18 protein-coding genes are annotated in these 17,902 nt (G+C 71.2%); 8 read left to right on the top strand and 10 right to left on the bottom strand.

The window, feature by feature from the left end; all coding sequences use genetic code 11:
* Nucleotides 1-115 precede the first annotated feature (115 nt).
* A complete protein-coding gene (locus M1203_RS13735; protein WP_249949915.1) occupies nt 116-2,011 on the top strand; it encodes a LamG-like jellyroll fold domain-containing protein in 1,896 nt (631 codons plus the stop codon).
* 250 nt (nt 2,012-2,261) lie between these two features.
* On the opposite strand, the gene M1203_RS13730 is transcribed toward M1203_RS13735, so the two are convergent.
* The gene (locus tag M1203_RS13730) at nt 2,262-2,678 is read right to left on the bottom strand and encodes an SH3 domain-containing protein (protein WP_249949914.1); all 417 of its coding nucleotides are present in this window, start codon (nt 2,676-2,678) and stop codon (nt 2,262-2,264) included.
* Nucleotides 2,679-2,871: 193 nt separating this feature from the next.
* Nucleotides 2,872-3,525, bottom strand: a complete 654-nt coding sequence (locus M1203_RS13725; RefSeq protein ID WP_249949913.1) for an N-acetylmuramoyl-L-alanine amidase — start codon at nt 3,523-3,525, stop codon at nt 2,872-2,874.
* Nucleotides 3,526-3,774: 249 nt separating this feature from the next.
* On the opposite strand from M1203_RS13725, the gene M1203_RS13720 reads away from it, so the two are divergent.
* Nucleotides 3,775-4,347, top strand: a complete 573-nt coding sequence (locus tag M1203_RS13720; protein WP_249949912.1) for a GNAT family N-acetyltransferase — start codon at nt 3,775-3,777, stop codon at nt 4,345-4,347.
* Between the two features lie 62 nt (nt 4,348-4,409).
* Here the strand turns inward: M1203_RS13720 and M1203_RS13715 are convergent, their stop codons facing one another.
* From M1203_RS13715 to M1203_RS13700, 4 genes are all read right to left on the bottom strand, one after another.
* Entirely contained in the window at nt 4,410-5,030 is a 621-nt protein-coding gene (locus tag M1203_RS13715) for a DUF305 domain-containing protein (RefSeq protein WP_249949911.1), read from the bottom strand.
* A gap of 119 nt (nt 5,031-5,149) precedes the next feature.
* Entirely contained in the window at nt 5,150-5,617 is a 468-nt protein-coding gene (locus M1203_RS13710) for a DUF6153 family protein (protein ID WP_249949910.1), read from the bottom strand.
* 102 nt (nt 5,618-5,719) lie between these two features.
* Nucleotides 5,720-6,784 carry an iron chelate uptake ABC transporter family permease subunit gene (locus M1203_RS13705; protein ID WP_249949909.1) on the bottom strand — a complete coding sequence of 355 codons (1,065 nt, stop codon included), beginning with the start codon at nt 6,782-6,784 and terminating at the stop codon, nt 5,720-5,722.
* Complete coding sequence (locus M1203_RS13700; RefSeq protein WP_249949908.1) at nt 6,781-7,860, bottom strand: iron ABC transporter permease; 1,080 nt, start codon at nt 7,858-7,860, stop codon at nt 6,781-6,783. The genes M1203_RS13705 and M1203_RS13700 overlap by 4 nt, the downstream gene beginning before the upstream one ends.
* A 55-nt stretch (nt 7,861-7,915) precedes the next feature.
* Here M1203_RS13700 and M1203_RS13695 point away from each other — a divergent pair, with 55 nt between their 5' ends.
* Nucleotides 7,916-8,977 (top strand): iron-siderophore ABC transporter substrate-binding protein, encoded by a 1,062-nt coding sequence (locus tag M1203_RS13695; protein ID WP_249949907.1) that lies wholly within the window; start codon nt 7,916-7,918, stop codon nt 8,975-8,977.
* 112 nt (nt 8,978-9,089) lie between these two features.
* Here the strand turns inward: M1203_RS13695 and M1203_RS13690 are convergent, their stop codons facing one another.
* Entirely contained in the window at nt 9,090-9,674 is a 585-nt protein-coding gene (locus M1203_RS13690) for a TMEM165/GDT1 family protein (RefSeq protein WP_249949906.1), read from the bottom strand.
* A 457-nt stretch (nt 9,675-10,131) separates the two neighbouring features.
* Here M1203_RS13690 and M1203_RS13685 point away from each other — a divergent pair, with 457 nt between their 5' ends.
* Nucleotides 10,132-10,761 (top strand): hypothetical protein, encoded by a 630-nt coding sequence (locus M1203_RS13685; protein ID WP_249949905.1) that lies wholly within the window; start codon nt 10,132-10,134, stop codon nt 10,759-10,761.
* Nucleotides 10,762-10,931: 170 nt separating this feature from the next.
* Here the strand turns inward: M1203_RS13685 and M1203_RS13680 are convergent, their stop codons facing one another.
* Nucleotides 10,932-11,873, bottom strand: a complete 942-nt coding sequence (locus M1203_RS13680; RefSeq protein WP_374402882.1) for a DUF2382 domain-containing protein — start codon at nt 11,871-11,873, stop codon at nt 10,932-10,934.
* Between the two features lie 343 nt (nt 11,874-12,216).
* Here M1203_RS13680 and M1203_RS13675 point away from each other — a divergent pair, with 343 nt between their 5' ends.
* The 4 genes from M1203_RS13675 to M1203_RS13660 all read left to right on the top strand — a co-directional run bounded on the left by M1203_RS13675 (nt 12,217) and on the right by M1203_RS13660 (nt 15,728).
* Complete coding sequence (locus M1203_RS13675; protein WP_249949904.1) at nt 12,217-13,296, top strand: NAD(+)/NADH kinase; 1,080 nt, start codon at nt 12,217-12,219, stop codon at nt 13,294-13,296.
* Nucleotides 13,297-13,399: 103 nt separating this feature from the next.
* Nucleotides 13,400-14,143, top strand: coding sequence for a helix-turn-helix domain-containing protein (locus M1203_RS13670; protein ID WP_249949903.1), 744 nt, complete (start codon nt 13,400-13,402; stop codon nt 14,141-14,143).
* A gap of 6 nt (nt 14,144-14,149) precedes the next feature.
* Entirely contained in the window at nt 14,150-14,878 is a 729-nt protein-coding gene (locus M1203_RS13665; RefSeq protein ID WP_249949902.1) for an SRPBCC domain-containing protein, read from the top strand.
* Between the two features lie 175 nt (nt 14,879-15,053).
* Nucleotides 15,054-15,728 carry an HAD family hydrolase gene (locus M1203_RS13660; RefSeq protein WP_249949901.1) on the top strand — a complete coding sequence of 225 codons (675 nt, stop codon included), beginning with the start codon at nt 15,054-15,056 and terminating at the stop codon, nt 15,726-15,728.
* Nucleotides 15,729-15,794: 66 nt separating this feature from the next.
* On the opposite strand, the gene M1203_RS13655 is transcribed toward M1203_RS13660, so the two are convergent.
* Together M1203_RS13655 and M1203_RS13650 are read right to left on the bottom strand one after the other, a co-directional pair.
* A complete protein-coding gene (locus M1203_RS13655; RefSeq protein ID WP_249949900.1) occupies nt 15,795-16,853 on the bottom strand; it encodes a PHP domain-containing protein in 1,059 nt (352 codons plus the stop codon).
* Nucleotides 16,854-17,190: 337 nt separating this feature from the next.
* Complete coding sequence (locus M1203_RS13650) at nt 17,191-17,847, bottom strand: LPXTG cell wall anchor domain-containing protein (RefSeq protein WP_249949899.1); 657 nt, start codon at nt 17,845-17,847, stop codon at nt 17,191-17,193.
* Between the last annotated feature and the right edge of the window lie 55 nt (nt 17,848-17,902).

The raw sequence follows: 17,902 nt of genomic DNA, 5'->3' as shown, positions 1-17,902 counted from the left end.
CCAACGGTCCGATTCGTGCGACGAAGGGCGGCCACCGTTCAGCTCCCTGCCATCGTGCGGACACGGCCGATCAGCACAGTGCAGCGGACACGGACATCCAGTTCATGGAGTACGCATGAGTACGGCAGACAGCAAGAAGAACCTGGACAGACGGGCGCTCCTGCAGGCCGCGCTGGTCGTACCGGCGGCGGGCGCCGCGGCGACGGCGCTCGACACCGTACCGGCGCGGGCCGCCACAGCGACGGCGGCGGCCACGGCAGGGGGCGGCGGAGGCCGGTTCGACGCCGAGGGCCCCCGGTTCGCGCTGGCCGTCCTTCCGGACACCCAGTACCTCTTCGACGCCGACAGTTCCGACCCGGCGCCGCTGCGCGAGACGTTCCGCTACCTCGTCTCCGAGCGGGGCGAATCGAACATCGCGTTCATGACGCACCTCGGTGATGTCACGGAGCACGGCACCGAGGAGGAGATCGAACTCGCCGCCGACACCTTCCGTACCCTGCACGGCAAGGTGCCCTACAGCGTCCTCGCGGGCAATCACGACATCAACGGGTCGATGGACGACCAGCGTGGTGACAGCGCGTATCTCAAGGCCTTCGGGCCGAAGCGCTACGCCTCCATGCCGACCTTCGGCGGTGCCTCGCCCGACGGTTACAACAGCTACCACGTGGTGCGCGCGGCGGGCCGCGAGTGGCTGGTCCTCGCCCTGGACTGGCGGGTGTCGGACGCGGGACTGCGCTGGGCGCAGGGCGTGCTCGACAAGCACGCCTCGCTGCCGACCGTGCTGACCACCCACGACCTCGCGTGGTCGGACGACGACGGCGCGGCCCAGCTCTCCGACAACGGCAAGCGGCTGTGGGACGGCATCGTCCGCGGCAACGACCAGATCTTCCTGGCCCTGGGCGGTCACTACTGGCCGCCGGGCCGCACCGTACTGACCAACGACGCCGGTCATGACGTACACGTCCAGATCACCAACTACCAGGACCGCTACTACGGCGGTGCCGGGATGATCCGGCTGTACGGCTTCGATCTGGCCCGCGGGGTCATCGATGTCGAGACGTTCTCACCGTGGTTCCTCTCCCGCGACCCGGAGAAGCGGACGCCGCTGGAGGCCGAGACCATCGAACTGACCGGCCCGGTCGACCGGTTCAGCCTGGACATCGACTTCACCGAACGGTTCGCCGGCTTCGCGCCGGTCGTACCGCCCGCCCCGCGGCCCGCCTCCGCCGTGATGCCGCGCGGAACGGTCGCGTACTGGCGGTTCGACTCCTCCGGACTGCCGGACGGCGGCCGGGCCGGCAAGCCGGTGACGGACGGCAGGGTCGCCCGTGACCTGACCGGCAACGGCAACGATCTGACGGTGCGTCGGCTGCACACGAGCGGCGACGACGCGCTGACCTGGTCCACCGAGCACCACCTCGGCCAGCCGGCCCACGCGAGCCTGCGCTTCGACGGAGGGAAGGCGCCGGACCGCGGCGCGGTCCTCACCACCGCGGCGGGCGCCCCGCTCAACAGCGCCACCTTCACCTCGGGTTACACCATCGAGACCTTCATCAAGCTGCCGGAGCCCTTCGACGGCGATCACGCCTGGATGGGGATCCTCAGCTGGGAGGGGCGCAACGGCGACGCGGGCAAGACGACCGGCTGGTCGCCCGACGAGCCCACCTGCAGCCTCAATCTCTCCCCGGAGCGATTCCTCCAGTTCGTGGTCTATCCGCAGCGCCAGGACGCCGACCCCACCTCCTGGAGCCACGCCGTCCCGGTGGGCCGCTGGATGCATATCGCCCTCGTCAACGACGGCCGTCGTACGGTGATGTACGTGGACGGCTCGAAGATCGCGCGCAACCCGGCCCAGAAGTCGACCGGTATCGCCACGCTGGGCAAGCCCTTCGTGCTGGGCGCCACCCAGTTCGACGAGCGGTTCGGCCAGGGCTTCTACGGCTGGATCGGTGACACCCGGATCGTGAGCCGGGCACTCGCGCCGAAGGACTTCCTGACACCGTTCGCCTAGGGCGTGTATCGAAAGTAGCGCCGTCCGCCCGCAGGGCGGGGCTCGCGACGTCCGGTGCGTGCGATCGCAAGGCGGAGGATCGTCCTCGTAGCGGAGCTACTTGGACGACTCCGACAACGCAGCGAGCGTGCGTACCGGACGCCGCGAGCCAGGCGGGACTTTCGATACACGCCCTAGGTCGGTGGGCCGGGTGGCGGCGGCGGGCTCACGTCCGTCGCCACCCGGCCGTTCTCGGTCCCCCTCGGCGAAGTCACCGCCGGCAGTACGGCACCGGTGACTGGTTCTCGACGTAACGGGCCGCGACATAGCCCGGTCGTGCGTCCCCGAGCAGGTACCACAGGTTGTTGCCGTCCACGTTCTCGCCCCTGACCTTGCAGAAGAGGGGGATGACCGTACCGGGCCGCAGGCCGCCCAGATAGGCGGAGTGCGAGGTCGGCTCCTCACGGATGCTCAGGGTGATCCGCGAGACGACCTTGCCCCGGGGCTCTCCCACGGGCATCCATGCCGATCGCGTGGGCAGGGGATCGCCCGCCGCGAAGGAGGCGGCGGCGGGGGAGTCGGTGATGTCGGCGGCGCCGGCGGGAGTGGCGGCCAGCGGTCCGGAGCCGACGATGACGAGCGCGGCGAGACCCGAGGCGACGCGGCGCCAGGTGCGCGGTCTGTTCACGGTATTCCCTTTCCCCGGTGGGATGTTGCCTCCTCCTTATGGCACGCGGGGCGGGACGATCGCCAGGCCGGAGGGGAATCCTCACCCGAACGGGGCGGCGTGCCCGCTGTGTTCGATGGCGCGGCCGGCAACGACCGCCGACCGCGCCCGTGGTGGAACGCCCGACCGGCCCGTGGTGGACCCGACCGACCGGTCAGCTGTTGACCAGTGCGATGTACCGGTCCCAGTCCCAGAGCCGGCCCGGGTCGGTGTGCGTGGCGCCGGGGACCTCGCTGTGCGCGATGATGTGTTCGCGTGTCCTGGGGATGCCGTATGTGCCGCAGATGGCTGCGGTCAGCGCCGCGGACGACGCGTACATCGCGTCCGTGAAGTACTCGGGCCTGTCCACCCAGCCCTCGTGCTCGATGCCGATGCTGCGGGTGTTGTAGTTCCAGTTCCCCGCGTGCCAGGCGACGTCCTTCTCGCGTACGAACTGCCCGATATACCCGTCCGCCGAGGCGACCATGTAGTGCGCGGAGACCTTCTTGGCCGGGTTCTGGAAGATCTTCATCGCGTCGGGGAAGGTCTCCTGCGTCACATGGATGACGACGAAGTCGACCTGATACGTCGTCGGACGGCTGGACACCGTGTAGTTGGAGGTGCTGGCCGGGATCCAGTGGGTGGGCGGATAGCCGGCGGACGCACGCGGTCCGCTGTCGGGGGCGCCGCGTTCACCGGGAGTACGGCGGTCGTCGGCGGCGCGGGCCGTGGAGGCGGAGATCGTGGCGAGTCCCAGCGCGGCGGCGCCGAGACCGGCACCGGAGCGGAGTAAGGCGCGGCGGGACGGTGTGGGGGCGTGGGGTTCCATGGGGTCTCCCGAAATCCATTGCCTGGAAGGGGTGACGCGCGTAGTGCGATTCCATGCTGAACCTTCTGCATGACCATGCCAATAATCGCCGGGCAAAGAAAGAAACCGGGTCTCGGTCTGGACCTCTGGCATACGCGACGCACTCCAGGGCCGGTTCGGTGGGCCGGTCCCGGTCCCCATCCTGTCGGCCGTCCGGATCCGCGCAAGGGCGCCCCATGCCGGGAGTTACGAGGGTGTAATACTCACCCCATGGTGTCGCGAGTTACGCGTGTGGGTGAAGGTGCGGCCGGAACGACGGTCTCGATCAGACGGGCGAGCGCGCGGGACGCCCGGCGGCTCACCCGGCTCGTCCGGGTCTCCCGCGCCTACGAGGGCCCGTACGCCCCGATGGTCGCGGGGTACCGGGTCGGCCCCGACTACATCGAGACCCACCGGGTCTTCCTGGCCGTGGCGACCGAAGGGGGAGAGGCGCGCGGCGCCGCGGAAGCCGTACGCACGGGCGAGCGGCTGCTCGGCTTCTACGCACTTGTTCTCGATCCGCCCGAGCTGGATCTGATGTTCGTCGCGGACGCCGCCCAAGGGCTCGGTATCGGGCGACGGCTCGTCGAACACATGACGGACGAGGCGCGCGGCGCCGGACTCGACGCCGTCCGTGTCGTCTCCCATCCGCCCGCCGAGGGTTTCTACCGCAGCGTGGGCGCCCGCCGGACCGGCACGGTGGCGGCGAACCCGCCGGCCGTGATGTGGGACCGGCCCGAACTGCTGCTCTCCGTTCCGGCCGCCGCGGACCGTACGGGGAGTGGCGGAGTGCCGCTCTCGTAGCGTCGCCCGACCGACCGGGGACCGCGCGCGGCGCGGCCCCCGACCGACGGGACACGACCTGGCTAGTTGTCGAGCAGCTTGTTCATCCGGGTGATCTCGGCGCTCTGGGACGTGATGATGGCGTCGGCCATGTCCTTGGCGCGTTTGTCGGCCCCTGCCGACTTCTCGGTCCTGGCCATCTCGACCGCGCCCTCGTGGTGCTTGACCATCAGGTTCAGGAACGCGGTGTCGAACGCCGGGCCCGTGGCCTTCTCCAGCGTGGACATGTCGCTGTCGGCCATCATCCCGGGCATCGAGTGCCCCGAGTGATCCATGCTGCCCTGCGTGGGCACCTGTGCGTCCCAGGACGTGAGCCAGCCGGACAGGGTCTTGATCTCCGGGTCCTGGGCCTTCTTGATCTCGGCGGCGAGCTTCTTCACCTCCGCCGAGGAGGCCCGGGTGGCGGCGAGGTCGGCCATCTCCACCGCCTGCCGGTGATGCGGGATCATGCCCTGCGCGAAGGCCACGTCCGCGGCGTTGTACAGCGAGCCCGCGGCCGAACCCGGGGCCGAGGCGGACGCGGACGTCGAAGCGGTGGCGGACGTACTTCCGCTGTCGGTGCCGCAGGCGGCGAGAGTGAGCGCGGCGGCGGACACGGCCGCGGTGACGGCGGCCGCGCGGGCCGCGTGACGGTACGAGGTCATGGTGGAACGACTCCTGTGCGTGGTGGGGGAGAAAAGGGCCATACCGAACGCGGCCGTCTGCCCCGCGAACCGATCGACGCGATCGGCTCGGCAGCGGGGAACGGCCGCCGGAGCGGCGCCTATATGCGCAGGAGTTGGAGTTCGCTCAATGAGGGAGGCGCCCGGTCGCCGGTCGCCGTCCCGGGAGCCTGTCGTAGCGCGGCGGGCACGTCGAGCGGTCCGGCGGGCAGCGCGGAGGCGAGCGGGGTCGGCAGCCCGGGACCGGCACCGACACCGGCGGCGGCGCAGGTGGCATCCGCGTGATCCAGATGCCCGCCGCCACCGCCGCCCTGATGCGCGCAGTCCCCGTCCACCGCGCCGGCGGCCATGGCATGAGCCGAGGGCGCGGGTACGGAGGACGACCGCGGGCCCGTGGCGGAGGCCGAAGCGGACGAGGACGGAGCGGAAGCGGTGTGCGCTTCCGGCGGGGGTACGGACGACAGCCCGTGCATCGCCAGCAGACCGGTCAGCACCGCGGTCACCAGCGACAGCAGGAGAATCCGCGGCCCCGCGGGCCGGGTCCTGCCTCGTGATGACCATCGCCTCATGTGTTTATCGTAAACACTGGTGGGCGCCCACCATGACGCGGCCCGGCCGTCGGGGAGCGACCTCTTCCCCCGAGGGACCATTCGCCACCGGCCTGCTCGGGCTCATCGCGCCCGGGCGTTCCTCTTCTCCCTGGACAGCAGCCACAGCAGATAGAGACCGCCGAGAGCCCCGGTGACCAGCCCCACCGGGATCTGGAAGGGGGACAGGAGACGCTGGGCCAGCAGATCGGCGGTGGCGAGGATCAGCGCGCCCATGAGCATGGCCGAACCGATCGGGGCACCCGGGGCCCGGGTGATCCTGCGGGCCAGTTGAGGTGCCGCCAGCGCCAGGAAGCCGATCGGGCCCGCGACGGCGATGGCCGCGCCCGCCAGGGCGACACCGAGCAGCAGGCCGAGCGCGCGGACGCGCGCGATGTTCACCCCGAGCGCGCCGGCCGTGTCGTCCCCCATCTCCATGAGCCGCAACGGCCGGCCCACGGCCAGGGTCGCGACGGCGAGTACCGGCAGCGCCAGCGCCAGCGGCGTCACCTGCGGCCAGGACACAGCGTTGAGGCTGCCGAACGTCCAGGCCTTGGCGCTCTCCGCGGACTCCAGATCGGCGCGGGTGATGAGGAAGTCGTTGACCGACGCCAGCATCGCGCCCACGGCGATTCCGGCGAGCACCAGCCGGTTGCCCGAGACACCGCGCGACGCGGTGAACGCGTACACGACCACCGCGGTCACCAGCCCGCCGAGCACCGAGCCCGCGCCGACACCGACCCCGGCCGTACCACCGCCGGCCAGGATGACGACGAGCGCGCCGCTGGTGGAGCCGGTGGTGAACCCGATGACGTCCGGGCTGCCGAGCGGATTGCGCGACAGGCTCTGGAACAGCGCCCCGGACAGCCCGAGGGCCGCTCCGACGAGCAGCGCGGCACAGACGCGCGGCAGCCGCTGACCGACGATGATGAACCGGTCCGTCCCCGATCCGCCACCGGTGAGTACGTCGAGGATCCGGCCCGTGTCGATCCGGTACGTGCCGGTGAACACGCTGAGCGCCCACACCGCGGCGCAGGCCAGCAGCAGGACGGTCATCACGACCGCGGTACGGCCCGAGTAGCGCAGGGTGAGTTCGCCGGGAAGCCGCAGTACGCGTGTCGGGGCGGCGGTCCGGTGCGGGGTGCTCACGCCGCGACCTCCTTGCGCCTGACGACGAGCCAGAGCAGCGCGGGCGCCCCGATGAACGCCGTGACGATACCGACCTCGATCTCGCCCGGCGGCGCGACCACCCGTCCGGCGATATCACTGACGAGCAGCAGAATGGCGCCGCCGGGCAGCGCGAAGGCCAGCAGCGGGCGCAGGTCGGGGCCGAGGACCAGCCGCAGCACATGCGGAACGACCAGACCGACGAACGCGATCGGCCCCGCGGCGGCGGTCGACGCGCCGCAGAGCAGCATGATCGAGAGGAAGCCGGCCGCGCGCACCCAGGGGACTCTGAGCCCGAGAGCCGCCCCGGTCTCGTCACCCAGCGCGAGCGCGTTCAGGGACGGGCCGAGCGCCACCGCGATGAGCGCCCCGACCAGGACGAAGGGGACCGCGGCGGTGAGCGCTTCCGTACCCCGGTTCTCCAGCGCCCCCACCACCCAGAAGCGATAGGAGTCGAAGGCCGTGGTGTTGAACATGGTGATGATGCCCGTACCGGCCCCGAGGCTCGCGGACAGCGCCGCTCCCGCCAGGACGAGCCGGGTGTGGTGGTGCGCGCGGGTGGCGCCCGAGGTGAGTGAATAGACGATCAGCGCGGCCAGGACCGCTCCGGCGAAGGCGAACCAGATGTACCCGGAGACGCCGGTGACATGGAACGCGGCGATCGCGACCACGACCGCGAAGGAGGCGCCCGCGTTGACGCCGACGATGCCCGGCTCGGCGAGCGGGTTACGGGTGATGGCCTGCATGACGACCCCGGCCAGCGCCAGCGCGGCACCGACGACCACCGCGAGGGCGGTACGGGGCATCCTCAACTGCCAAACGATGATGGCCTCCGGGCTTCCGTCGTCATGGAGCAGCACCCGCCCCACGGTCCCCAGCGGGATGCCCCGCGCGCCGACGCCCAGGCTGATCAGTACGAGCAGGACGACAAGGGCGAGACAGACCACCAGGGCGGCGAGGTGCTTTCCGCGGCGGCGCCCGCCGGTCCGGGCGCGCCCGCCCGGCGGTTCGACGGATCGCGGCCCTTTGGAACCCGCGCTTCCGGATATGTGATCCATCGCATGACTGTCGTACCTACTCATCTGCACTTAGGGAAGCCTAAGCTAATGCCTCGTGTACCGCTTCCGTGATCTCCCTCTCACCCGCCGCGTCAGCGGCGTCGCCATAGCCGGCGCCCTGCTGCTCAGCGGCTGTTCCACCAACTCGACGGACCCGTCGGGCGATGGCGGGACCTCCGCCCCGTCGGCCACCTCGGCCACCTCCGCCCACACGGCTCCCCGCTCCGTGCCCAAGGGCATGGGGAGCGGCGAACCCGACGGGCAATTCCCGCGTACCGTCGGCCACTTCGAAGGCAAGACCACTCTCGAGGCCGCGCCGAAGAAGGTCGTGGTGATCTCCACAGGACAGGCCGACGCGCTGCTCACGCTCGGCACGGTGCCGGCGGGCTCGACCCGCGGGGACGGGGCGGATCTCGTACCGCGGTATCTGAAGGACGACTTCCCGAAGGACGCCGCTCAGCTGGCGAAGGTCGTGGACGTGGGCTCGCGGGTCGACCCGAACCTGGAGACCATCGCGAACATCAAGCCGGATCTGATCCTGATGAACATCGCGGGCAAGAACGCCAAGACCCTCTATACGGCGCTGACCGAGCTGGCGCCCACCATCGCCACCCAGGGCACCGGGCTGTACTGGAAGCAGGACTTCCTGCTCGTCGCCGACGGACTCGGCAAGACCGAACAGGCGCGGACGTATCTCGACGACTTCCACGCCGACGCCGAAGAACTCGGCACGCGCCTCGACAAGCCGGTGACCGTGTCCTTCCTGCGGCTGAACGGCGACCGGCTGCGGGTCTTCGGTGTGCCCTCGTTCACCGGAGGCATCGCCGAGGACGCCGGGCTCGGCCGTCCCAAGAGCCAGCAGTTCGACAAGACCTCCCAGAACATCAGCAACGAGCAGCTGGACCGGGCCGACGCGGACTGGCTGTTCTACGGGGTCCAGGGAGCCGAGTCCAAGGCGTCGGCGCTGACGAAGGCGCCGCTCTGGCCGACGCTGTCCGCCGTCGCGGGCAAGACGGCGATCCCGGTCGACGACGATGTCTTCTATCTCAACACCGGGCCCACGGCGGCCCGTGATGTTCTCACCGTCCTCGAAAAGCACCTGGCCCCGGCCGCCTGAGAGCCGCTGTCCCGTCCGAACCGTCCCCTCCGAACCGTCCTGCGCATCCCATCGGAAAGCCCTGCCCGCCGGCGCTCGCCGGCGGGCAGGGCTTTGTCCATGTGGCGGCTCGTCAGCCCACGAAGATCTCGGTCACGGACCAGATGGCGAGGCCCAGCATGCACAGACCGCCGATGCGCTGGACGGTCTTGAGGGGGACGCGGGTGGCGATGAACCGGCCGGCGAGCAGCGCCAGCGCGGATACGGACATCAGCGCCGCGGCCGAACCGATGGCGGTGGACCAGGTGCCGTTGCTGGCAGCGAGGTTGGCGGTGGTGATCTGGGTGAGATCGCCCCACTCGCTGATGAAGACGGCCATGAACGCGGTGGAGTAGACGGGCCAGAAGCCGGTGACCGTCTTCTTCTCGCCTTCCTCGTCCTCCCCGTCGCCTCCGCCGCGCAGCAGCATGAAGGCGCCGAACGCGAAGAGCAGAGCGGAGACGAGCTTGACGATCCAGTCGGGCAGGAGCCCGATGAGACCGCCCGCCGCGACAGCGATGGCGACGTGCACGATGAACGCCGTCGACGTGCCGAACCATACGTAGAGAGGGCGCATGCGCGTCCCCATGGCCAGGGACGCGAACATGGTCTTGTCGGGGAGCTCCGCAAGGAAGATCAGCCCGAAGGCGGTGACGATCGCCAGGGGGTCGAGATGCATTCCGGGTGGCTTTCTCTGAGGGCCGGGCCCGGATCTTCGCGAAGCCCCGTACGGAGCCAGGAGGAGACTCGGCCCGGCACGACGGCGGCGACCGCGAGGCGCGGACACCGTCAATGCCTGACCGAAGGTCTCGCCCGCCCACTGGATCAGTGGGCCCGGCCACCGGGAACCCGGGGGTTCCAGTGTGTCGACGACCGGTTCGCGGGGCTACTCCCCTTCGCAGCACTCCACGATACCTCACCCGATCGGCAGAGCCCAGACCGGAACATGCCAGGTCCGCGGGGGTGTCGACGGGCGCCGGACGAGGGCCTGACGCGTGCCTCCCGCGGGGCCGTGTACTCCGGACGGCTCTGTCCGGTGGCCCGCTTTCCGACCCTGTCGTGTAGTGGGTGCTGAGGCCGCGATCGGGCGGGCGCTGTGCTGTCCGTGGGGCGGCCCCTGAGCTGAGGAGACCTGAATGAGGATCAACACCAGGACAGCCACCGCGGTGGCCGCGGCGGCACTCTGCGCCGGGGCGCTCGCCGGCTGCTCCGACAGTGGGAGCGGATCGGCGTCCAAGGAGAACCCCGCGGACTTCGTGGCGGCCTCCGCCACCACCTCCCCGTCCTCGTCCATGCCGGCCTCCCCGTCGGTGAACCCGTCCGAGGAAGTGGGCAAGGTATCCGTCAAGACCGGACCCTTCGGGAAGATCCTGGTCAACGGCAAGGGTCATACGCTCTACCTCTTCGAGGCGGACAAGGCCAAGAAGTCCACGTGCAGCGGGGACTGCATCGTCGACTGGCCGCCCGCGCTCGTCAAGGGCACGCCGCAGGCGGGCACCGGGGTCAAGGCGAACCTGCTGACCACCACCACCCGCAGTGACGGAACCAAGCAGGCCATGTACAACGGCCACCCGCTCTACACGTTCAGGGAAGACACCAAGCCCGGCGACACCAAGGGCCAGGACCTGACCGAGTTCGGCGCCAAGTGGTTCGTCGTCAGCCCCGAGGGCAAGGCCATCACCACGCCGCCGCAGAGCGCGAGCCCGACCTCGACCACCAGCCCGACAGCGAGCGAAAGCGCCGGCGCCAGCCCGACCGCGAGCTGACGCTCCCCGACCCTCCTGGTCCACCGGTGGCGCACCCACCTGGTCCACCGGTCCGAACTCTCGGAGAGGCCATGCCACTCACGAGGCAAGACGACGTGTGTGCGTATGGCCTGCCCCCGCCGGCCACGCGGACGTGGTGGGCGGGGGCGTGCGGCCGGATGCCGTCGGGTTCAGCGGCCGGAGCCGCGCCTGCCGCCCATGTCCGTATCGGTCCGATCGGTGTCGTACTCGATCTGCTCCTTGCGGACCTCGGCGGAGACCTCCTTCTGTTCGGTCACCTTCTCCGTCTCCATGCGCACGCGCTCGACCGGCACGGACTCCTTGCGGATGACCGGCTCCTCGGCGTGCAGGGTCACCTCGGTCTGGGCCTCCCCGATGAGGGAGCCGCGGACGCCCGTCCGGTCCTCGGGCGCGATCGCCTCGTGGATGACCCGGACCTCCTCATGGCTGAGCGGTACGGAGGTGGTCACGTTCTCGGTCACCACGACCTTGCGCAGCCGGGCGTGGCCCACCTCGTGCTCCTCGGTGCTGACGTGCAGCTGCTCCTCGGACCGGATCAGCTCCTCGCCGTGCCGTTCCTTGCCCTCGTCGGGCATCGAGCCGCGCACCCCGGCCATGGGCCGTCCCGCGCCACTGGTGGCCGCGCCGGCCAGCCCGCCGGTCGCCGTCCCGGCTCCCGTCCGCCCCGTGCCCGAGGCCGTGCCCGGTGCCGTGCCCGCGCTCGTGCCCGTGCCGGCGGTCGTGCCCGTACCCGCGGCGGTGTCCGAGGCCATGCCCAGACCCGCGCCCGTGGCGGTCAGACCGTAGTGCTTGTAGAGCTGCTTCTCCTGACTGGGGTCCAGATGCTCGTCGGCGTCCAGTCGCGGAGCGTCCTTGACGGTCTCCTTCGCGTACGGGACGTGGATGTCCTCACCCGCGCGGCGGGCGCCGGACAGCGGGACGAGGCTTTCCTTCATGCCGAACAGACCGGTCTTCACGGTGACCCACTCCGGGCGGCCCGACCGGTCGCCCACATAGACCTGGCCGACGTTGCCGATCTTGTCGCCGTCCTTGTCGTATATGGCCAAACCGTTGAGCCTGCTGGGGTTGTCGAACACGCCATCGGCTGACATCAGCGATCACTCCTCGCGTGGGGGAAGCGCGTCTGCGGGATCAGGCCCCTCACGGTCAGGCGCGCACGACTCCATCGCGCATCCGTCCGGGACCCGTGGCAACCGGGGCAGCGTGCCGGCCCCGCCGCGATGTGGCCCCCGGTGCCTCCCGGGCCAGCGCTCACGGTGGTCGTCGCCCTGGCGTGGGCATCCGGAGCCATCCGCCATTCGGGTGAATTCGACGGGGGGCCGACCGGCCCCGGCCGTCCCGCCGGGCAATCGGTGATGCTTGACAGTGCGGGGCCGCTCCCGGACTGCCGGAGCGGACCGCCCACGAGGAACCGGACGCACGGAGAGCGCGAGCATGACTGTCGAACGCATCGGTCTCGTGGTCCACCGGGGTCGCCCGGAGGCCGTCGAGGCGGCGATCGCGGTCCACACCTGGGGCCACGCGCACGGGATCCCCTGCACGGAAATCGATGTGTGGAAGGACCATGAACCGCGCCACGGCGGCCAGGAGGAGGCCACGGCGGCCGGCCATCCCGACCTCGTCCTGACCCTCGGCGGCGACGGCACCTTCCTGCGGGGAGCCCGGATCGCCGCCAAGAACGACGCCGCGGTGCTCGGGGTCGATCTGGGCCGGGTCGGTTTCCTGACCGAAGTCCCGGCGGAGAAGGTCACGAAGGCGCTGGACGCCGTTCACGAGGGGCGCGCGGAGATCGAGGAGCGGATGACGCTCACCATGCGAACGTCCCGTGTTCCGCAGATGCCCTCCGTCATGGAGGCGCTGCTGCGCTCCGGCCGCGTACCGACGCTGCCACCGCCCCATGTCCGGCCGGACACCGCGGTGGGCGACGGCTGGGGGGTGGCGCTGGACATCGTCGCGGTCAACGACGTCGTACTGGAGAAGCTCGTCCGGGACCGGCAGGTCAGCCTGGGCGTCTATATCGCCGGCCGGCTGCTCGCCGCGTACTCCGCGGACGCGGTCATCGTTGCCTCACCGACCGGCTCGACGGCCTACAGCTTCGCGGCCGGGGGACCGGTGCTCTCCCCGCACATGGACGCCGTGGTCTTCACGCCCGTGGCCGCGCACATGACATTCGACCGCACGGTCGTGGCCGCGCCGGACGAACCGGTGGCCATGCGGGTGTTGCCGCACTCCGGGGAGGTGGCGCTCAGCATCGACGGACAGTTGCGCGGGGTGCTCGGGCCCGGCGACTGGGTCGGCGTGTACGGCGCCAAGTACCGGCTGCGGCTGGTCCGGTTGGGCCCCACCGACTTCTACACCCGGTTGCGCGCAAGGTTCCGGCTCACCGACGCACCCGCGACGGCCGCCGACGGCGAGTCGGCCCCGCTGTTCCGCCCCAACACCCCGGTCCCGGACGACCTGGCCCATCTGAGCCTGCCGCCACCGTCACCGCCACCGCCCGCGCCCTCGGACTGACGCGCCGGGCCCGCGCCGGGCCCGCGCCGGGCCCGCGCCGGGCCTTCTTGCCGACAATCTAATGGTTCTGGACAGAAAAAGTTTTCGGTGCGATGCTGGGGCCATGTTGGACGTGACCGTGATCGAGGACGCGGCGGCGGCAGCCGTCTCGCTGGACCCCATGAGAGCCCGGCTGCTCGCCGAGCTGGCCGTCGGACCCGCGTCGGCGACGATGCTCGCCGGGCGGGTGGGGCTGCCCAGGCAGAAGGTGAACTACCACCTCAAGGCCCTGGAGCGGCACGGCCTGGTGGAGCTCGCGGGCGAGCGGAGAAAGGGCAATGTCACCGAGCGGCTGATGCGGGCCACCGCGGCCTCGTATGTCATCTCGCCGCTCGCGCTGGCCGCTGTCCAGCCCGACCCCGCCCGCTTCCGCGACCAGCTCTCCGCGCGCTGGCTGCTCGCGGTCGCCGCGCGGCTCGTACGCGACGTGGGCGCGCTGATCACCGGCGCGACGAAGGCCCGTAAGCGGCTCGCCACCTACGCGCTCGACGGGGAGGTGCGCTTCGCCTCCGCGGCCGACCGGGCGGCCTTCGTCGACGAGCTGACCCGCGGCGTCAGCGCGCTGATCGCCAAGTACCACGACGAACACGCCGACAACGGCCGCGATCACCGGATCGTCGTCGCGCTCCATCCCACCGTCAAGCCCGGCACCCTCAAGCCCGACACCGTCGGACCGGAGCCCGTCACGGCCGAGGCCGCCGGGCCGGCGGGCGCGGGACCGGCCGTCGAGAGCCGGGGGAACACCTCCGGCGCGCTGCCCGCCGTGCCCGCGTCCCACCCCGCATCACCCACACACGCACAGGAGTAAGTCGTCATGTCCAAGGAATTCGAGATCATCCGCGAGTTCGAGGTGGACGCGAGTCCCGAGCAGGTCTGGGAAGCGCTCACGACCGGTACGGCGGGCTGGCTGTGGCCCATGGAGTACGAGCCCCGTGAGGGCGGGGCCGCACCGCACGGCGGCACCGTCACGGCCTGGGACCCGCCGCGGCGGCTCACCGGCCGGGTCGAGAACGTGGAAGGGATCCCGCAGCAGACGCTGAATCAGCTCGACCATGTCATCGAGCCACGCGAGGGCGGCGGTTCGTGGGTGCGGTACGTCCACAGCGGCATCTTCGTCGACGACTGGGACAACCAGTACGACGGTGCCTCCAAGCACACCGACTTCTATCTGCACACACTGCGCCAGTACCTGCTGCACTTCACCGGACGCACGGCGGTCTTCGCCAGCGCGGACGGACCCGCCGCCTCCCTGGCCGCGGACGCGCTTGAGACCGCGAGCCGGGGGCTCGGGCTGCCGGACGAGACGCCGGAGGGGACGGCCGTACGGGTCGAACTGCCCGGCGCGGGGCCCGTCGACGCCGTCGTCGACTACCGCGATGCGTACTTCGTCGGTGTGCGCACCGACACGGCGATGTACCGGCTGTTCGGCAGGAACCACTTCGGCGCGCCGGTGGGGGTCAGCGTGCACGACTTCGCTCCCGGCGCCGACTCCAAGGCGATCGAGGGCGCGTGGCGCGACTGGCTCGACAGCCTGTACGCGTAGGGCCTTCTCACCGTGTCCGTCCGGGCGTTCGCACGGATGCCGGTCGCTCACCCGTACGGCCCCGCTCAACCCGTTCCGGGCCGGGAGAAGACGGCATGATCAAGACGTTGCTCCAGGCATCCGGGCCCCCGGGGCGTGTCCCCGGGGGCCCGACCCGAACGGGAACGGGAGACACATGGCGACGCGCGCGGCACTGTTCGACATCGACGGAACGCTCGTCGACACCAACCACCTTCATGTGACGGCCTGGTGGGAGGCGTTCCGGCAGGCCGGCCACACGCTCCCGATGTCGGCGATCCACCGGGCGATCGGCCTCGATTCCGGCGAACTGATCGCGTATCTGCTCGGTGACGAGCGCGACCGCGGCCAGGACGCGCGGATCAGCGCCGCGCACACCGCGCTGTACGGGACCTTCCTGAACCGGCTGCCCGCCTTCGAGGGCGCCGGTGATCTGCTGCGGTCGCTCGCCGACCGCGGCTGGCGGATCGTACTCGCCACCTCGGCGGGCGCGGCCGAGATCGCCGCGCTGCGCGAGGCGGTCAATGCCGATGACGTCATCCTGGGGACCGTGGGCGCGGACGAAGCGGCGGCGGGCGAGCCCGCGGCCGACCCGGTCGGCCGGGCGCTGGCGCTGGCCGGGGCGCCGGCGGAGCTGGCGGTGTTCGTCGGCGACTCGGTGTGGGACATGGAGGCGGCGACCAGAGCCGGTGTCCGGCCCGTCGCCCTGCTGTCGGGCGGCATCTCGCGCGCTGCCCTGGAGTCCACCGGCGCGGTGGAGGTGTACGAGGATCCGACCGATCTGCTGGCCCGCCTCGACACCAGTCTGTTCGCCGAGTTGGACGGCCGCTGAGTCCCGCTCGCCGTCCCCGCTCAACCGTTCCCCGCCGCCCCGGATGCCACGCCCGGCGGGCATCGGTCAGCCAGGGGCCGGTGCCAACCGGGTCCGGGTCCACTCCCGCAATTCCTCGGCCCGCCAGGTGTTGATGACCCGGTCGGCGGGCACGTCGCACTCCTCCGCCCGCGCGCAGCCCAGGAGTTGCCAGTCGAGCTGCCCCGGCGCGTGCGCGTCCGTGTCGATGGCGAAGAAGACCCCGGCCGCCACCGCCCGGCGCAGCAGCCGGCGGGGCGGATCGAGCCGCTCGGGTCTGCTGTTGATCTCCACCGCGGTGCCGGAATCGGCGCATGCCTCGAACACCGCGTCGGCGTCGAACGCCGACTCCGGCCGGCTGCCGCCCGATCCGCCGCGATCCCGTCGGCTCCGTCCGATGACCAGCCGTCCCGTGCAGTGACCCAGCACATCGGTCAGCGGATTGCGTACGGCGGCGAGCATGCGCCGTGTCATCGGAGCGGCGTCCATGCGCAGCTTCGAATGGACGGACGCCACCACCAGATCGAGCCTGTCGAGCAGTTCGGGCTCCTGGTCGAGCGAGCCGTCCGGCAGGATGTCGCACTCGATGCCGGTCAGCAGCCGGAACGGCGCCCACCGCTCGTTCAGCTCCGCGATCACATCGAGCTGCCGGCGCAGCCGCTCCGCTGTCAGACCCCTGGCCACGGTGAGGGTGGGGGAGTGGTCCGTGAGCACGGCCCACTCATGGCCGAGCGCGGCGGCCGTCCGCCCCATCTCCTCGATGGGGCTGCCCCCGTCCGACCAGTCCGAGTGCAGATGGCAGTCACCGCGCAGCGCCGCGCGCAGCGCGTGCCCGCGCTCCGCGAGCGGCCCGGCGGCCTCCCGCTCCAGCCGCGCCAGATACTCGGGCACGGATCCCCTCACGACGGCTTCCACGACCTGCGACGTCTTGGGACCGATGCCGCGCACCCGGCCGAGGGTGCCCGCCTCGGCCCGCCGGGCGACCTCATCGGCGGGCATGTCCGCCACCACCGCCGAGGCGGTACGGAACGCCCGTACCCGGTAGGTCTCGGCCCGCGAGCGCTCCAGCAGAAAGGCGATCCTGTCGAGTGCCTCCACCGGATCCATGGCGCCCCCAGTGCGTCGGCGGGTGTCCGGTCCATTGTCCGCGCCTGGGTCACCCGGCGCATGACGAGGCCCCGCGAACGGGGGATGTCGCGGGGCCTCACACGGTACGAGGAGAACGTCGGGGTGGCGCCCAAGTGGGATCGCCCGCCCGCTCCGTACCTCCTCGGCCTCACACCACCTCCGCCGCGGGGAGTCCGGCAGACGCGCCCCTGGGGGGCGAGCAGTCGGCCGGTCCATGCCTCATGGCCGGGTCACCACTGTCCGGGCCGCCGAGTGTTGGCGGTGGAAGTCCGGACGGCGTCCGGCGTGGCGACGGGGCGGTGTGTCGAGCGGTGGATCAGTTGCCCGCGGTACGACGCTTGCGCGCGGCCCACATGATGCCCGCTCCGGCGACCAGTACGACACCGGCCGCACCGGCGATCAGCGGGGTGGAGCTGGAGGAACCCGTCTCGGCGAGGTCGTCGCCGGCCGGGCTCGGCTGCGAGGAGGGAACCTCCGCCGGAGCCGATTCGCTCGCCTCCTCGGAGGGCGTGTCCGTCACCGAAGGCGTCGGCGTGGGCGCCTCGGTGGTGGGCGTCTCCTCCGTAGGCGTCGCAGGCGGCGTCGGGGCGTCCGACGTCGGCGGCTTGGTGGGCTCGTCGCAGACCGGAGCGGTCTTCGTCTCGTCCCTGGAGAACTGGTCGCCGTCGGCGGCCACCACGATGAGACGAACGCTCAGCTCGGCCTTGTGCTCGGGGAGATCGAGCTTCCGGTGGAAGTCGTTCTTGAAATTCTCCGTGGGCAGCAGGTCCTTGCCGTCCACGGTGACCGTCACCGTGTTCTTGTCGCTGTTGCCGTAGGCGGTCAGGTCGAGGCTGACCTCGGAGCAGGTCACCGACCACGTCGGCGTGTGCGCGACCGCGGGAACGGCCGAGAGGCCGACACCCAGCGCGCTTGCCGTGGCGACGGTTATGAGGGCGCTTCTGCGCCGCCATGATCCGCTGAATAGAGTCACAAAATCCTCCGCTATAACCGCGCCGCCCACGATGACGGCGCGCGCGCACAGTACC

Origin of the sequence: Streptomyces sp. 35G-GA-8 (genome assembly GCF_023534745.1) — a bacterium.
GTDB lineage: Bacteria > Actinomycetota > Actinomycetes > Streptomycetales > Streptomycetaceae > Streptomyces.
Note: the sequence above shows the minus strand (reverse complement) of the source record. Positions and strands in the feature narration are given on the sequence as shown.

What these genes read in the sequence shown, in the direction of transcription:
- M1203_RS13735 (WP_249949915.1), top strand. Translation starts at nt 116, where the DNA reads ATGAGTACGGCAGACAGCAAGAAGAACCTGGACAGACGGGCGCTCCTG.
- M1203_RS13725 (WP_249949913.1), bottom strand. Translation starts at nt 3,525, where the DNA reads ATGGAACCCCACGCCCCCACACCGTCCCGCCGCGCCTTACTCCGCTCC.
- M1203_RS13720 (WP_249949912.1), top strand. Translation starts at nt 3,775, where the DNA reads ATGGTGTCGCGAGTTACGCGTGTGGGTGAAGGTGCGGCCGGAACGACG.
- M1203_RS13715 (WP_249949911.1), bottom strand. Translation starts at nt 5,030, where the DNA reads ATGACCTCGTACCGTCACGCGGCCCGCGCGGCCGCCGTCACCGCGGCC.
- M1203_RS13710 (WP_249949910.1), bottom strand. Translation starts at nt 5,617, where the DNA reads ATGAGGCGATGGTCATCACGAGGCAGGACCCGGCCCGCGGGGCCGCGG.
- M1203_RS13700 (WP_249949908.1), bottom strand. Translation starts at nt 7,860, where the DNA reads ATGGATCACATATCCGGAAGCGCGGGTTCCAAAGGGCCGCGATCCGTC.
- M1203_RS13690 (WP_249949906.1), bottom strand. Translation starts at nt 9,674, where the DNA reads ATGCATCTCGACCCCCTGGCGATCGTCACCGCCTTCGGGCTGATCTTC.
- M1203_RS13685 (WP_249949905.1), top strand. Translation starts at nt 10,132, where the DNA reads ATGAGGATCAACACCAGGACAGCCACCGCGGTGGCCGCGGCGGCACTC.
- M1203_RS13680 (WP_374402882.1), bottom strand. Translation starts at nt 11,873, where the DNA reads ATGTCAGCCGATGGCGTGTTCGACAACCCCAGCAGGCTCAACGGTTTG.
- M1203_RS13675 (WP_249949904.1), top strand. Translation starts at nt 12,217, where the DNA reads ATGACTGTCGAACGCATCGGTCTCGTGGTCCACCGGGGTCGCCCGGAG.
- M1203_RS13670 (WP_249949903.1), top strand. Translation starts at nt 13,400, where the DNA reads ATGTTGGACGTGACCGTGATCGAGGACGCGGCGGCGGCAGCCGTCTCG.
- M1203_RS13665 (WP_249949902.1), top strand. Translation starts at nt 14,150, where the DNA reads ATGTCCAAGGAATTCGAGATCATCCGCGAGTTCGAGGTGGACGCGAGT.
- M1203_RS13660 (WP_249949901.1), top strand. Translation starts at nt 15,054, where the DNA reads ATGGCGACGCGCGCGGCACTGTTCGACATCGACGGAACGCTCGTCGAC.
- M1203_RS13655 (WP_249949900.1), bottom strand. Translation starts at nt 16,853, where the DNA reads ATGGATCCGGTGGAGGCACTCGACAGGATCGCCTTTCTGCTGGAGCGC.